Source organism: Amycolatopsis sp. NPDC043885 (genome assembly GCF_056435685.1).
Genome location: NZ_JBWKEA010000014.1, coordinates 62543 through 76089 on the forward strand (window position 1 = coordinate 62543; position 13547 = coordinate 76089).

General features: G+C 69.3%; 13 protein-coding genes. 3 read left to right on the forward strand and 10 right to left on the reverse strand.

Features of this window, described 5'->3' with window-relative positions:
* Nucleotides 1–44: 44 nt before the first annotated feature.
* The 7 genes from AC069I_RS31480 to AC069I_RS31510 form a co-directional block, all read right to left on the reverse strand.
* On the reverse strand, nucleotides 45–776 hold the full coding sequence (locus tag AC069I_RS31480; protein ID WP_478227163.1) for a YggS family pyridoxal phosphate-dependent enzyme: 732 nt from the start codon (nucleotides 774–776) through the stop codon (nucleotides 45–47).
* Nucleotides 773–1480 (reverse strand): peptidoglycan editing factor PgeF, encoded by a 708-nt coding sequence (pgeF, locus tag AC069I_RS31485; RefSeq protein ID WP_478234644.1) that lies wholly within the window; start codon nucleotides 1478–1480, stop codon nucleotides 773–775. Before pgeF ends, AC069I_RS31480 begins: the two co-directional genes overlap by 4 nt.
* 76 nt (nucleotides 1481–1556) lie before the next feature.
* Nucleotides 1557–2879 carry a cell division protein FtsZ gene (ftsZ, locus tag AC069I_RS31490; RefSeq protein ID WP_126733686.1) on the reverse strand — a complete coding sequence of 441 codons (1323 nt, stop codon included), beginning with the start codon at nucleotides 2877–2879 and terminating at the stop codon, nucleotides 1557–1559.
* A 425-nt stretch (nucleotides 2880–3304) separates the two neighbouring features.
* Nucleotides 3305–4075 (reverse strand): anti-sigma factor, encoded by a 771-nt coding sequence (locus AC069I_RS31495; RefSeq protein ID WP_478227165.1) that lies wholly within the window; start codon nucleotides 4073–4075, stop codon nucleotides 3305–3307.
* Nucleotides 4072–4653 (reverse strand): ECF RNA polymerase sigma factor SigK, encoded by a 582-nt coding sequence (sigK, locus tag AC069I_RS31500; RefSeq protein WP_478227283.1) that lies wholly within the window; start codon nucleotides 4651–4653, stop codon nucleotides 4072–4074. The genes AC069I_RS31495 and sigK overlap by 4 nt, the downstream gene beginning before the upstream one ends.
* Nucleotides 4654–4672: 19 nt before the next feature.
* Complete coding sequence (locus AC069I_RS31505; protein WP_478227284.1) at nucleotides 4673–5401, reverse strand: DUF1365 domain-containing protein; 729 nt, start codon at nucleotides 5399–5401, stop codon at nucleotides 4673–4675.
* A 5-nt stretch (nucleotides 5402–5406) separates the two neighbouring features.
* Complete coding sequence (locus AC069I_RS31510; protein ID WP_478267056.1) at nucleotides 5407–6684, reverse strand: NAD(P)/FAD-dependent oxidoreductase; 1278 nt, start codon at nucleotides 6682–6684, stop codon at nucleotides 5407–5409.
* A gap of 87 nt (nucleotides 6685–6771) precedes the next feature.
* On the opposite strand from AC069I_RS31510, the gene AC069I_RS31515 reads away from it, so the two are divergent.
* Together AC069I_RS31515 and AC069I_RS31520 are read left to right on the forward strand one after the other, a co-directional pair.
* On the forward strand, nucleotides 6772–8043 hold the full coding sequence (locus AC069I_RS31515; protein WP_478234734.1) for a class I SAM-dependent methyltransferase: 1272 nt from the start codon (nucleotides 6772–6774) through the stop codon (nucleotides 8041–8043).
* A complete protein-coding gene (locus AC069I_RS31520) occupies nucleotides 8043–8828 on the forward strand; it encodes a DUF1295 domain-containing protein (protein ID WP_478227168.1) in 786 nt (261 codons plus the stop codon). The genes AC069I_RS31515 and AC069I_RS31520 overlap by 1 nt, the downstream gene beginning before the upstream one ends.
* 158 nt (nucleotides 8829–8986) lie before the next feature.
* Here the strand turns inward: AC069I_RS31520 and AC069I_RS31525 are convergent, their stop codons facing one another.
* On the reverse strand, nucleotides 8987–9496 hold the full coding sequence (locus tag AC069I_RS31525; protein ID WP_340687703.1) for a DinB family protein: 510 nt from the start codon (nucleotides 9494–9496) through the stop codon (nucleotides 8987–8989).
* Nucleotides 9497–9718: 222 nt separating this feature from the next.
* Between AC069I_RS31525 and AC069I_RS31530 the strand changes: the two genes are divergently transcribed.
* Nucleotides 9719–11023: a wax ester/triacylglycerol synthase family O-acyltransferase gene (locus tag AC069I_RS31530; RefSeq protein ID WP_478234646.1), complete on the forward strand. Its 1305-nt coding sequence runs from the start codon at nucleotides 9719–9721 to the stop codon at nucleotides 11021–11023.
* Between the two features lie 75 nt (nucleotides 11024–11098).
* On the opposite strand, the gene AC069I_RS31535 is transcribed toward AC069I_RS31530, so the two are convergent.
* Nucleotides 11099–12490, reverse strand: a complete 1392-nt coding sequence (locus AC069I_RS31535; RefSeq protein ID WP_478227170.1) for a class II 3-deoxy-7-phosphoheptulonate synthase — start codon at nucleotides 12488–12490, stop codon at nucleotides 11099–11101.
* Nucleotides 12491–12568: 78 nt separating this feature from the next.
* A complete protein-coding gene (locus AC069I_RS31540) occupies nucleotides 12569–13501 on the reverse strand; it encodes a trypsin-like serine peptidase (protein ID WP_478227171.1) in 933 nt (310 codons plus the stop codon).
* Nucleotides 13502–13547: the final 46 nt, after the last annotated feature.

Here is a 13547-nt window from a genome sequence, read left to right on the forward strand (position 1 = left end):
CCCCGCCCTCGCCACCACTCCCCGTAACGACGAGACGGTATTCCCTAGGGCGAGGCTAAACCGCGCCCACCGAGCAACGCGGTTCCGACACGCACACAGGTCGAGCCGTGCGTGATCGCCTGCTCGAGATCATTGCTCATTCCGGCGGAGATCTCACGGGCATTTGGGTGTTCTTCCCGTAGACGCTCCGACGCGCGAGCGAGTTTCCCGAACGCCTCCGCGGGATCAGTACCCAACGGCGCCACCGCCATAAGCCCTCGGAGGCGAATATCACCCACATGGGCTATCCGCGCCGCCAAATGGCTCACTTCGCTCAACCGAATGCCCCCGCGCTTCGGATCGTCATCGAGACTTACTTGAATGAGGACGTCCAGCGGGTGCTCGCGTTGCCCGGAATCCAGCGCCGACTTGGTCGCCTTCGCGAGCGCGTCGGCGAGCCGCTCGGAGTCGACGGACTGGACCTCGTCCGCCCAGCGCACGACCGATTTGGCCTTGTTCCGCTGCAGGCTGCCGACCATATGCCAGCGGATCCGGGCGTCCGGGCGGAGAGCGGCGACCTCTTCGGCCTTCGCGCCCGCCTCCTGATCGCGGTTCTCGGCGAGGTCGAGCGCGCCGAGGTCGGCGAGCAGCGCGGCGTCGAGCGCCGGAAAGGTCTTGGTGACCGCGAGCAATTTGACCTCGTCGCGGGCCCGGCCGGCGGCCTTGCACGCGGCGGCGATCCGCTCTTCCACTTCGGCGAGGGACGCGGCCAATTCCTCCCGGCGGGTGTCACTCACGACGCGTCCAGCCACGTGATGCCCGCGATCCGGCCGGTGGTGCCGTCGCGGCGGAAGCTGAAGAGAGTCTTGTCTTCGTTGGTACAGCGCGGATCGACGCCGATCTTGCCGACGCCGAGGTCGGCCAGCTGCCGCCAGAGCCCGGCGCGCAGGTCGAGCCCCGGCGTGCCCTTGCGGGTTTTGCAGGCGCTGCCCGGTACGTGCTTTTCGACGTCGGCGGCCATGTCGGCGGGGACTTCGTAACAGTCGCCGCAGATCGCGGGACCGAGCAGCGCTTCGGTACGGGCCGGTTCGGCGCCGACCGAACGCATCGCCTCGATCGCCGCGGGGACGACGCCGACCCTGGCGCCGACCCGGCCCGCGTGGACGGCGGCGACGACACCGGCTTCGGCGTCTGCCAGCAGAAGCGGGACGCAGTCGGCGACGAGCACCACGAGCGCGAGGCCGGGCTCCGCGGTCACGAGCGCGTCGGTCGCTTCGGCGGCGGAGGTCTCCGAACCGTCGACGACGGTGGCGGTCCGGCCGTGGACCTGCTCCATCCACGCCAGCCTGTCCTCGGCGAGGCCGAGTTCGGTGGCGAGGCGTTTGCGGTTGGCGTAGACGTCGCCCGCGTCGTCACCGACGTGATCACCGAGGTTGAAGGTGTCGTAAGGCGGCCGGGAAGCCCCGCCCGCCCTTGTCGTGACAACCCGCCGTACCCGCACGCGTTTCCTCCTAGACCTGAGTGAAGGCCCCCTCGACTGTAGTCAAGGAGGCCTTCACGGAACGTACTGGCGAGTGCTATCGACGCATGAACGGGGGAACGTCGACCTCGTCGTCCGACGGGTCGTCGTGCACCGGGGTGGCGCGGCCGGGCAGGCTGCCGTGGTTCGAGTTCGACCCGATCGGCGAGTAGCCGCGCGAGCCGCCGCCGGGCTGCGGGAGCCCGCCGGTCATCGAGCCGTTGCCCTCGTTACGGGCGGACGGCATGGGCGTGTGCGTACGCGGCGGCGCGACCGGGTAGCCGTTCGAACCGGTCGACGGCACCGGCGTGGCACCCGAAGGCGGGCTCTGCACCGGGGTCGCCCCGCCGCCGTTGACCTGACCGGCCTGTGCGGACGCGGTCGAGTTCGACCGGGAGCCGAACGCCGGCGGGTCGAGCTTCTTGTGGGTCGGGGTGCCGGCGTCGAAACCGGCCGCGATCACGGTGACCCGGACCTCGTCGCCGAGCGAGTCGTCGATGATCGTCCCGAAGATGATGTTGGCGTCGGGGTGCGCGGATTCCTGCACCAGCGACGCGGCCTCGTTGATCTCGAACAGGCCGAGGTCCGACCCGCCCGCGATCGACAGCAGCGCGCCGTGCGCCCCGTCCATCGACGCTTCCAGCAGCGGCGAGTTGATCGCCTTCTCCGCCGCCTGGATCGCCCGGCCCTCGCCGCGCGCCGAGCCGATGCCCATCAGCGCGGAGCCCGCGCCGGACATGACGCTCTTGACGTCGGCGAAGTCCAGGTTGATCAGACCCGGCGTGGTGATCAGGTCGGTGATGCCCTGGACACCCGAAAGGAGGACCTCGTCCGCCGAGCGGAAGGCGTCCATCAGCGAGACGCCGATGTCGCCCAGCTGCAGCAGCCGGTCGTTCGGGATGACGATGAGGGTGTCGCATTCGTTGCGCAGCTGCTGGATGCCCTCTTCGGCCTGCTTGCTGCGGCGCTTGCCCTCGAAGGTGAACGGGCGGGTGACGACGCCGATGGTCAGCGCGCCGAGCTTGCGGGCGATCTGGGCGACGACCGGCGCGCCACCGGTGCCGGTGCCACCGCCCTCACCCGCGGTCACGAACACCATGTCGGCGCCCTTGATGACCTCTTCGATCTCTTCGCGGTGGTCCTCGGCGGCCTTCTGCCCCACCTCGGGGGCGGCGCCGGCACCGAGGCCGCGGGTCAGTTCCCGGCCGATGTCGAGCTTGACATCGGCGTCGGACATGAGCAGTGCCTGAGCGTCGGTGTTCACCGCGATGAACTCGACACCCTTGAGGCCGACCTCGATCATGCGGTTCACGGCGTTCACTCCGCCGCCGCCGATACCGACGACCTTGATCACCGCAAGGTAGTTGTGCGGGGGCGTCATCGGAGCCGCCTTCCTGATCGTGTGTGCTCGTGCTGCCCGCCGGTCGCTGAGCCTGGGCCGAACCCTCGAGCTGAAGTTCAGATTGAGAGTTATGTCAACTGCCGACGTTGAAGCAGGACGGTATGCACCAGGCTGGCTTGAATCCAGTAGCCACGCCGTGTGTCGCAAAGGTGTTTTGCCACAACATGTTCGCTGGCGCAAGAGCGAGACCCGGTCGCGGCGGCGAACGGCGGCCTGGTAAGGAGGCCATTGGCGGAGCTGAGGACGTACTGTGAAATGGGCATAACGCGTGAACCCGCCCGCCGAAGGCCCCGCTATCGCGGTGGCAGGGCGCCTTACCCACAGACGTGAGAGGTTCGACCAAGCAGCGCCCTGCCGACGTCGATCGCGGACGCGGGTTCACTGACAGACGGTAAGGGCGGAGATCAGGTGGGCATGGACATGACCATGACGACGTCCTTCGACGGCGATCCCGTCGGCGATCCGCCCGCCTGTTCGACGCTGAGCGCGAACTTCTCGGCCCCGCCGAGACCGTCGGCGACCAGCAGTGCACCGTCCTGACCACCGGAAATGAGCCCGGCGGGTTTGGGCGCGGTGCCCGGGTACATCAGCCAGGCCTGGTAGATCCGGCCCGGTTCGTTCTTCGGCAGCTGCGCCGCCATGAACACCAGCCGGTCCTTCGCGCGCGACATCATCACAGTCCCGCCGCCGCCCGCCGAGGTCTCGGCGTGCCCGGTCCGGAGGTCGACGGCCGAAAGGACGTCGGCGACCGGGGCGTACCGGTTCGCGTACTCCGCCGCCCGCTCCCGCGCGGCGGTCAGCTGCGAGTGGTTGTCGTAGGCGATCCCGCCGAACACGGCGGTGCCCGCCAGCCCGACGACCGCCGCCGCGACCGCGGCGATCGCCCAGCGCGGGGCGCGCCGCCGGTCCTTGACGCGCTCCCCGGCGGCTAACCGCGTCTTCGGCGGCTGCTGCCTGGTCGCCATCGCCTCGGCGAGCACGCGGCGCTTGAGCTCGGGCGGCGGGTCCTCGGCCAGCGCGGCACCGAGCCGGGTCGCGGTCATCTGCAGTTCGAGGACCTCTTGTGCGCACGACGCGCACTCGGCGAGGTGCCGCTGGAACTGGGCACGCTCCACTTCGGACAGCGCGTCGACGGCGTAGGCGCCGGTGAGCGTGTGCATCTCGGGCATGGTCATGCCGTCACCCCCAAACAGTCCCGGAGCCTGATCAGGCCGTCCCGGAGCCGGGTCTTGATGGTTCCGTGCGGGGTCTGCAGCACCTCTGAGACCTCGCGATAGGTATAGCCCTGGTAGTACGCGAGCAACACGGATTCCCGTTGCAGCTCGGTCAAGGTCGTGAGACAGCGGCGCACCTGCGACTGTTCCCAGCGGGCCGCGACGGCCTCGGCCACCTCGTCGAAGGGCCGGGCGCGGGCGGCCTCGAAGGTCGCCTTGACCTCGCGATCCGAACTGGCGCGCGCCGAGCGGACGCGGTCGACCGCACGGCGATGCGCGAGCGTCATGGCCCAGTTCAGCGCGCTCCCCCGCTCCGGGGAGTAGCGCGTGGCCGTGCGCCACAGCTCCACCATGACCTCCTGGGTGACCTCTTCGGACTGCGCGGCGTCACGGAGGATCCGCCGCACCAGGCCGAGGACCGGGCCGGCGAGCCGGTCGTACAGGGCGTCGAAAGCGCGCTCGTCGCCCTTCGCGACCCGGACGAGCAGATCCTCGGCCGTCGGTCCGGCCGGTTCGCCGTCACCGGGTACGGGCGCCATCCGGCGCGGACGTGCCGTTTCATCGATCAAGTCTGCCTCCGGCCGTCTGCGGCGTCCGCGTGGTCATCGGCGCCTTCTTCAACCACAGTTTGACCCCATGCCGCCGGATCAGCGCGGAGACCCGGTGCGGCATGAGCGGGCGGGTGATCAGCATGTGCGCCAGCCATTTCGTAGTGGCGGGCCGCCGCACGCCGCGCAGCGACGCGGTCAGCGGCGTCCGCCCGTCCCGGCGGAGGGCGATCTTGACCGAGAGCAGCGACTCCGGCCTTGGCACCTCCATCCGGTACTCGCCGTCCATCGACTGGAACGGCGAAACGTAGAACTCCTTGTCCGCGAAGGCGTTCCCGTCCGCGTCGGGCCGCAGGAGGTACGCGTGCCTGCCGCCGTAGGTGTTGTGGACCTCGGCGACGACGCATTCGAGTATCCCGTCGGGCCGGTAGCACCAGTACAGGGTGATCGGGTTGAAGTTGTGGCCCAGCATCCGCGCGCCGGCCAGCATCAGCACCCGCCCGCCGCGGAGGTCGACGCCGCGCGCCGCGAGCCAGCGGTCCAATTTGGACCTGATGCTGGAAGTGTCCTCGGGCGCGAAGTGGTCTCGCGGGTCGAAGCGCGCGAAAGGGCGCAGCCACCACGGCAGCTTCGGCGGCACGTCGAGGTCGACGAACCACAGGTAGATCCGGTGGGCGAACGAGATCGGCGGGGCGTCGCGCCGGACATGAGCCACCGTGGAGTCGTAGAGCACGGCCATGACGGTCACCAGCGCACCCCGAAGTTCTCGGCCGCGCGGACACCGGACGCGCAGCCGTCCTCGTGGAACCCCCAGCCGTGGTACGCGCCGGCGAAGGCGACCGTGTCGTCGTTCAATTCGGGCAGACGACGCTGGGCGGCCACGGATTCCGGGGTGTAGACGGGGTGTTCGTAGGTCATCTTGGCCAGGACCGAACCGGCGTCGGGCGCGGTGCCGGGGTTGAGCGTGACGACGTAGCCGGTCGGTTCGTCGAGCCGCATCAGGCGGTTCATGTCGTAGGACACCTGGACCGCGCCTTGGCCGGCACCGCAGGACGGCGTGGCGTAGTTCCAGCCCGCCCGCGCCGATTCCGCCGTCGGGAGCACGCCGGTGTCGGTGTGGAGCCACGCCTCGTTGCTGGAGTACCGGAACGAGCCGAGAACCTCGCGCTCGGCCTCGGTCGGTGAAGCGAGCAGCTTCAGCGCCTGGTCCGCGTGCGTGGCCAGGACGACCTTGTCGAGCCGGTGGCGCGTGTCGGCGTCGTCGCGGACCTCGATCCCTCGCGCGGTGCGCTTGACCGAGCGGACCGGCGTCGACAGATGCACGGCGGTCAGCTGCTTGGCGGCCAGTTCGACGTATTCGCGCGAGCCCCCGACGACGGTGCGCCACCTCGGGGATCCGCCGACCGACAGCATCCCGTGGTTGCGCAGGAACTCGAACAGGTACCGCGCGGGGTACTTCAGGGTGTCGGTGCGGTCCGCGGACCAGACGGTCGAGACGACCGGGAGCATGAAGTGGTCGACGAAGTACTTCGTGTACCCGCCGATCGCGAGGAAGGCGCCGAGGGTGACGTCTCCGGCCTCGGGCGCTTCGAGCACGCGCTTCGCGTGCCGGTGGAAGCGCTTGACGTCGGCGAGCATCCGCAGATAGCTGCCGCGCGCGACGTTGCGTGGCTGGGCGAACAGGCCCTTCAGGCCCTTGGCACCGGCGTACTCGAGACCGCAGCCGTCGCAGCGGATGCTCATCGACATCTCGGTGTCACGGGTGGCGACGCCCAGTTCGGCGAACAGGCGGAGCAGATTCGGGTAGGTACGCTCGTTGTGCACGATGAACCCGGAGTCGACGCCGACGGTGCCACCGTGCGCGCTCGGGACGTCGTGGGTGTGCGCGTGGCCTCCCAGCCTGTCGTCGGCTTCGAACAGCAGTACCTCGTAACGGCGTTGCAGCAGGTATGCCGCCGTGAGGCCGGCGACGCCGCTGCCGATGACTCCGATGCGTTGACCCTTGGTGTGCACATGAGTCATTCGGAGCCGGATCGGGCGAGGATTGGATCTCGTGAACCGGCTGAGCATCCGACCCATCCCTTTCCGGTCCGGGAGCGAATGACGACTATGCCGAACAGTCCCGCGTCCCGCCTAGTCCCGTTCGCCGAGCGGCTCCTCGGCGGCTCCCTGCCGGTCGGTCTGCGTACCTGGGATGGCGTACGTGCCGGTCCGCCGGATGCGCCGACCGTGGTACTCCGCAACCGGCGTGCCCTGCGCCGTCTCCTCTACGCCCCCGGTGAATTGGGCCTGGCCAGGGCCTACGTCTCCGGTGATCTCGATGTCGAAGGCGACCTCGCCGACGGATTCCGCCGGATCTGGGCGCTGACCCGATCGGGTGCCGTGCGTGGTGCGAAGCTCGGTCCGCGCGAATGGGCGGAGGCGCTGCGGATCGCGGTGGGTCTCGGCGTCGTCGGGCCGCCGCCCAAACCGCCCGCCGAAGAGGCCCGGCTGTCCGGGAAGCTGCACACACTGCTCCGCGACAAGTCGGCCATCGCGCACCACTACGACCTGAGCAATGCCTTCTACCAGCTGCTTCTCGACGAATCGATGGCCTACTCGTCCGGCTACTGGACCTCCGACGAGGACGGGTACGGCGTAGAGCAGGCACAGTGGGACAAACTCGAGCTGATCTGCCGGAAGCTCGGCCTGCGGCCGGGGATGCGGCTGCTCGACGTCGGCTGCGGCTGGGGCTCGCTGCTGGTGCACGCCGCGAAGCACCACGGCGTCCAGGCCATCGGGATCACGCTGTCGGCGCAGCAGCAGCAACACATCCGCGGCCGCCTCGTCCAGCACGACCTGGAGGAACGGGTCGAGGTCCGGCGGCAGGACTATCGCGAGCTGACCGACGAGCCGTTCGACGCGGTCGCCTCCATCGAGATGGGTGAACACGTCGGCGAGGAGAACTACCCCGAGTACACGCGGACGCTGTACCGGATGCTCAAGCCCACCGGACGGCTGGTCCTGCAGCAGATGTCCCGCGGCGCGGTGGCCCCCGGCGGCGGCGCGTTCATCGAGCGCTACATCGCCCCCGACATGACGATGCGGCCGCTGAGCCGCACGCTCGGGCATCTGGAGAGCGCCGGGTTCGAGATCCGCGACGTCCACGCGCTGCGCGAGCACTACGTGCGTACGGTCAGGGCATGGGAGCGGACGCTCGAGGACAACTGGGACGACGTCGTGGCGCTGATCGGTGAATCCGGCGCGCGGGTCTGGCGGCTGTACCTGGTCGGTGGGGCCCTCGCGTTCGAGGAGAACCGGATGGGCGTGGACCAGATCCTCGCGGTCCGTTCGTCGGACGAGGGCTTGAGCGCGATGCCCGCCACCCGGGAGTGGTCCTGATGCCCCTTGGCGGGACACTCGCGGTCACGGCGGGCGCGACGCTGCTCGCCTTCGTCGTCACCTTCGGGATCGCGCGGTGGCGCAAGCGCTATGACACCGTCGACACGCTGTGGGGGCCGGGCTTCGCGCTCGTCGCGCTGGTCGCGGCCCCGCTCGGGGACGGGTCGGTCGCGCTGCGCGTGGTCACCGCGCTGCTGACCACGATCTGGGGTGTGCGCCTCGGCGTCCACCTCCACCTGCGCAACCACAAGCTGCCCGAAGACCCGCGCTACGTGCGAATGGCGGAGAACGCCGGGGAGAATCCGGCGCTCAAGCTCTTCGTCCGTGTGTACCTGGTCCAGGCGGTGGTGCTCTGGTTCGTCTCGCTGCCGGTCCAGTTCGCGATGTACGGCGACACCTTCGGGGTGACGGCGTGGCTCGGTGTCGCGCTGTGGCTGGTCGGCTTCGGATTCGAGACGATCGGCGACGAACAGCTGCGGCGTTTCAAGGCCGACCCGGCCACCAAGGGGAAGGTCCTCGACAGCGGGCTGTGGCGCTACACCCGGCATCCGAACTACTTCGGCGACGCGTGCGTGTGGTGGGGCCTGTACCTGCTGGCGTGTACGAGCTGGGTGGGGGCGGCGACGATCCTGTCACCGATCGCGATGACGTACACGCTGGCCAAGGGAACCGGAAAACCTTTGCTGGAGAAGGGTTTGCGGCGTTCCCGGCCGGGATACGCGGCGTACGTCGAGCGGACCAGCGGGTTCTTCCCGCTGCCCCCTCGCCGAGGGGGTGCCTCCTGAACCGAGGCCGGCCACTCGAGGGGACGCGCGCGCGTTTCTTGTCGGCCGGAGGCCTCGGATTCGCGGAGGCGGGCCGCTGAAAGGCTGGAGTAAGTGACCAGCCGTGCCGCGGCCCGGCCACGGAAATCCGAAAACGCGCCTTGAACGACGCAGCCGTGCTACTCCCCGGTGAGACCGTCGGTCAGCTCACGCAACAGGTCGAGGTGGCCGGCGTGCCTGCCGGTCTCCTCGATCATATGCGTGACCACGAACCGGACGTTGACCTTGCGATCGCCGCGGAAGGGGACCTCGTCGTCCAGCCCCATCGCGGCGACGATCTTGCGGCTCCGCTCGCACTCGGCCTCGTAGGCGGCGATCAGCTGCTCGATCGGGGTCTGCATGGCGACCCGGAACTCGGCGTCCGGATCGGCCTCCAGCGCCTCCTTCCAGACGTCCTCCTGCCCGTTGAGCACGACGTTGAACCAGTACTGCTCGACGAGGGTCAGATGCCCGAGCAGGCCGGCGACGGTGGTCAGTTCGCTGGGCACGAGCGGACGGCGGGCCTGCTCGTCGGTGAGGCCGGAGCACTTCCACACGACAGTGGCGCGGAGGAAGTCGAGGAAGCCGTTCAGCTGCGTGCGCTCGTCGCCGGTGAGCGGCGGTTCGGGGCGCTTCGGTTCGTCGGTCATGGTGGTGCAGTCTGCCGGTTTCCTCGGATGATCCGCTAACGAGTTACCCCAGGACGCACTGTCCACCATCTGCCGCACAGCCGTGGTCCATGTCCGAACGTGATCCCATCGTTCGAGTGAAACCAGCGGTAGTTAGCGCCCCTGAAACATGACGACCACCCGCTCGTCATGTCAGGCTGGTGCAGTTGTGCCCATCGCCGCCGGTTCCGAGAAAGGTCACTGATGTCAGGCCCCCAGCTGAGCGCACTCGATGTCGCTTTCCTTTGCCTGGAAAGCGAAACGACGCCCATGCACATGGGCGCGGTGGTCACCTTCCGGCCGCACGGGCAGGTGCACGCGCGTAAGCTGACCGCGCTGCTGGCCGAGCGGGCCGCACGGCTCCCGAAGCTGCGTCAGCGCCCCCGCACCGCGCTGTTCCCGCCCGGCGCCGCCATCTGGGCCGAGGACCCGGATTTCGTTGCCAGTGAACATATTTCACATCATCACCTGAGTTCCCTGTACGAACCGGACCCGCTCTCCGCCTACGCCTCGCGCTGGATGGGGCGGCCACTCGACACCGGAAAACCCTTGTGGGACTTGCATCTCGTCACCGGCCTGCCGGACGGCGAGTTCGCGTTGCTGCTGAAACTGCACCACGCGCTCACCGACGGGGCGGGCGCGTACGCCGTCGCCGTGGGCCTGCTCGACGAACTCCCCCGCGCGCCGAGGCGTCCGCACGGCGGGTCCGGGCCGCCCGCACCTCGGTCCCCTGTGGACGCTGTCAAGGAAGCCGTCGGCTCGACGCTGACCCAGGCCGGGATCGCGTCTTCGGTCGTCCGCGCGACCCGTTCGCCGCTGTCGCCGATCAGCGCGCCGCCGTCGACCGAACGACGGCTCGGCCTCGTCCGGCTGGACACCGCCGAGATCCGGCGGATCCGCCGGGCCCACGGCGGGACCGCCAACGACGTCGTGCTGGCGATCCTCAGCGGCGCGCTGCGCGACTGGATGATCAACCGCGGCCAGCGCGCCGACGACCGGACGCTGCGGGCGCTCATCCCGGTCAGCGTGCGCGGACGCTCCGCCGAGCAACTCGGCGGGAACAAGCTGTCCGGCTATCTCTGCGACCTGCCGATCGGCCTCGACGATCCGGTGGAGCGGCTGCTGGCCGTCCAACGCGAAATGAGCCGGAACAAGGCGGCGGGCCCGGCACGGGGCGCGGGCGCGTTCCCGCTGCTCGCCGACCGGATGCCGCCGATGCTGCACCGGCTCGGTTCGAAGGCCGCCGGCCTGGCCGCGCCGCTGCTGTTCGACCTCGTCATCACCACGGTGCCGGTGCCGCCCAACCGGCTCACCCTCGACGGGACGAAGGTCGTCGGCGTGTACCCGTTCGTGCCGCTGGCGCCGCGGCAGGCGGTCGGGATCGCGGTGGCGACCTATCGCGACTCGGTCCACATCGGACTTCAGGCGAACGGGGCGGCGGTCTCGGACATGGGTTCGCTGCGAGACGGGGTACTCAAGTCGGCAGCGCGACTGCTGGACACCGCCTAGCGAACGCTATGAAAGGTCCTTTCCTTGCAAAATTTGCAAGGAAAGGACCTTTCATAGCGCGCGTAAGGGGGCAGGTCAGCCGCGCAGCATCTCCGCGACCAGGAACGCCAGCTCCAGCGACTGCTGCGTGTTCAGGCGCGGGTCGCACGCGGTCTCGTAGCGGCCCGAAAGGTCCAGATCCGAGATCTCCTGCGCGCCGCCGAGGCATTCGGTGACGTCCTCGCCCGTCAGCTCGACGTGGATGCCGCCCGGGTACGTGCCGAGTTTGCGGTGCACCTCGAAGAAGCCCTGCACCTCGTCCACGATCCGGTCGAAGTGCCGGGTCTTGTAGCCCGTCGACGACTCGTGCGTGTTGCCGTGCATCGGGTCGCACTGCCAGATGACCTTGTGCCCGGACGCCTCGACCTTCTCGACGATCGCGGGCAGCACCTCGCGGACCTTGCCGTTGCCCATCCGGGCGATCAGCGTCAGGCGGCCGGGCTCGTTGCGCGGGTCGAGACGGCGGACGTACTCGACGGCCTGCTCCGGCGTGGTCGTCGGGCCGATCTTGAGCCCGATCGGGTTGGCCAGCAGTTCGGCGAAGGCGATGTGCGCGCCGTCGAGCTGCCTGGTCCGCTCGCCCACCCACAGGAAGTGCGACGACAGGTTGTACAGCTTGGGGTTCGCCGCGTCCGCGCGGTCCATCCGCAGCATCGAGCGCTCGTAGTCCAGCAGCAGCGCCTCGTGGCTGGCGAAGATCTCGGTGGACTGGAGCGAGGCGTCCGTGACGCCGCAGGCCGACATGAACCGCAGGCCGCGGTCGATCTCCGAGGCCAGCGCCTCGTAGCGCTCGCTGGCGGGCGAGGACTTCACGAAGTCCTTGTTCCAGTCGTGCACCTGGTGCAGGTCCGCCATGCCGGCGCCGGTGAGCGCGCGGACGAGGTTCATCGCGGCGCCCGCGTTCGCGTAGGCGCGGATCATCCGGCCCGGGTCGGGCACGCGGAGTTCGGGCTTGGCGACGAGCGAGTTGATGATGTCGCCGCGGTACACCGGCAGGCCGAGCGCGTCGGTGGACGCCGAACGCGGCTTCGCGTACTGGCCCGCGATCCGGCCGACCTTCACCACCGGCAGGCTGGCGCCGTACGTGAGGACGACGGCCATCTGCAGCAGGGTGCGCAGGTTGGCGCGGATGTGCGGTTCGGTGTTCGATTCGAACGTCTCCGCGCAGTCACCGCCCTGGAGCAGGAACGCCTCGCCGCGGGCGACCATGGCGAGCCGGTCGGAGAGGCGGTCGATCTCGGCGGGAACCGTGATCGGCGGCACGCTCTCCAGCACGCCACGCACACGCTTCGTCAGCTCGGCGTCCGGCCATTCGGGCTGCTGCGCCGCGGGCCGGGAAAGCGCGTCGTCGAGCCGATCACGCAGCTCGGGAGGCAGAGGAGGCAGTTCGGGGAGCGTGTCGACGGGAACGTCCACTGTCCAGTTCACCGGACCAGGATATGCCGCGCCGAAAGCCGCCCGCCCACCGGGACGAAAGTCCCAAAAGGTGGACGGGCGGCGGGCTGATCAGGCGGCCTGCGCCTTGGTGTAGAGGTTCTGCGCGTCCGTGCCGAAGTACGGGCCGAACATGTAACCCGGCAGGAAGTTGTAGCCGAAGCTGTTCACCGAGGCCTGGACACCCGCGCCGGTCGCCTCACTGAAGTTGAGGAACCACGGGCCGCCGCTCGAACCACCGGTCATGTTGCAGTTCATCCCGTGGTCCTTGGTGAGCAGGAAGTCGGTGATCGTGCTCCCGCTGCAGTAGATCAGCTTCGAGCCGTCGTACGGCGCCGCCGCCGGATACCCGAACGTGTACATCGACTGGTTGCGCGCCTGGTTGAACGCGATCCCCTGCGCGCCGACGACGTCGGTCAGCTTCTGCCCGTTGAGCGGGTTGACCACGGCCGCGCCGATGTCGTAGTTCATGTCCTCGCTCGCTTCCCACTGCGGAGTGGTCAGCGTGCTCTTCGCGGCCCAGGTGCCGTAGGGCGTGTTGCCGTTGTTGTAGCCGGGCGCGAAGGTCCAGTTCGTGTGCCAGGCGCCCTGGTACTTCACGCAGTGCCCGGCGGTGATCACGACACTGCCGTTCGTGCTGGTGACCGCGTCACCGGAGCACGACGCGTTCCGCCCACCCATGGTGAAGAACACCCGGCCCGCGGTCTGGACGACCTTGCCCGCCCCGGTCCACGCGCCGCCACCGTTGGGAATGCTCTGGATGACCGTGCTCTTGCCCTTCGCGACGTCCTTCGGGGTGAAGGCGGGCGCCTGGACCAGCTGTTCGATCGGCACCGCCGATCGCATCCGCTCGGGCGTCCAGTAGGCCGCCACCGCCTGTGCGTCGGTCGCTGCCTGATGCTGGACCGGTCCAGCGTGAGCGGGACTCGCGACGGCTGTCAGCCCCGTCACCGCCAGCCCGACGAGCGCCGCCAGGATCCCCGTCCGGGAAGCCGTCCTCTTCATGGCGTACCACCTTTCGCCACCGGTGAATTGCCGTATGACTTGCACG